This is a genomic window from Leptolyngbya sp. BC1307, from assembly GCF_002286735.1.
Classification (GTDB): domain Bacteria; phylum Cyanobacteriota; class Cyanobacteriia; order Phormidesmidales; family Phormidesmidaceae; genus Phormidesmis.
The window spans coordinates 1-1,480 of record NZ_NRTA01000137.1; the positions used below are offsets into that span (position 1 = coordinate 1).

The 1,480-nt window shown below is 56.4% G+C and carries 1 pseudogene; it reads left to right on the plus strand.

The features are described 5' to 3' along the window. Positions 1–83 precede the first annotated feature (83 nt). Positions 84–1,472: pseudogene (locus tag CKL79_RS22385) on the plus strand (ISKra4 family transposase). Positions 1,473–1,480: the final 8 nt, after the last annotated feature.

The following is a 1,480-nucleotide window of genomic DNA, read 5'->3' on the forward strand; positions in this document are numbered from 1 at the left end:
GGGCGCATCCAGATGTTGTGGGAGGACTTGCCAATAAGAAAAAAGGGATGAGATCATAGATCCCGTCCCAACAAAAACTAGTCATGATTGTATCTTCTATCCAATCGTTTTGCCCAGAGAGTCGTGAGTGGCAACAGCAGTGGGCGGTTTTTTCTAAAGCAGAGCGCTTCCCGGCGCTGGTATGCAGCGCCTTACAACTGGGCCTGTTGTTTGCCCGCTGGGTGTTGAGCACGGCACTAGAGGAACGCGCCGCCGGGCCCCAAAGCTGGCCAGCCTGTGAACAGTGCGGCCATCAACTCCGCTCAAAGGGCTATCGGCCTCGTCAGCTCACAACGCTGATCGGTGTGGTGCGCTGAAAGCGACGGGTGGGCCGCTGTCCGAGCGGCTGCAAGGGGCCTTTATCGGTACCGCTTGACGTTGCCCTGGGGATTGTCCCTCATCAAAACAGCAGTGATGAATTAGTGCGCTTGGGCTGTCTATTGAGCTTGTTTGTGCCTTACGAGTTGGCCGCTTGGCTACTCGGTCAGTTCAGTGGCTTGCAGGTGAGCGCTAGCAGCCTATGGAATTGGGTTGAACAACAGGGCAACACCGCCCTAGCCGAGTTGTCTGAACAGTTGGCACAGCAGCAAGCTGGGCAGCCTGTCATCTCTGAAATCTTGACCGATGCACTGGCGGCGCTACCGTTGGTCGTGGCTGCCGATGGGGTGATGGTGCCGATGCGCTCGCAGCCTAAAACACCCAAAGGTAAAGTCATCTGGCGAGAAGTCAAGGTCGCGATTCTGGCCCGCTTGGGCGAACGGCTCACTGGCGCAGGCAAACCCGTTGTCAAGCTCAAGCACAGGCGACTGGTCGCAGTGCTCGGTGACCTCGAAGCCTTTATCCCACAGGTGACGCTCGAAGCGCGCAAGCAGTCCTTTGAATCAGCCCCTAAGGTCATCTGGCTCAGTGATGGCGGGCGAGGCTTCTGGCGGGTTTATCGTCAATGTTTTGGCAGGTGCGCGGTGGCTGTCCTCGACTTTTATCATGCCGCTGGCCATCTCTGGCGTGCCGCCACCGTCCTTTTGACAACCAAAGCAGACCAACTTGAGTGGTTCGAGCGTTGGCGTCATGCTTTGCGCCACGGGCAGCACAGTTCCGTTCTAGCGATGCTCACGGTGCTGGTGAACACCGAACTGCTCTCGGGCAAATCTCTGCAAACACTCGTTCAGGTGCAGGCTTACTTTCAACGGCATCATGCTCATATTCGCTATCAGCACTTTGAGCGGCAGCAGATTCCTTTGGGCTCTGGACTCGTTGAAAGTGCTTGCAAATGGTTAATTCAGCAGCGGTTTAAGGGCGTTGGTATGCGCTGGAGTGAGGAGGGCCTCGACCATCTGTTGATTCTCAGAGTTGCTTGGGTCAATCAGCGATTTGATGACTTGTTTCCCCTCGTCCCTTCGAGCGTTCTAAAGCACCCCTCCCACAACACCTAGATGCGCCC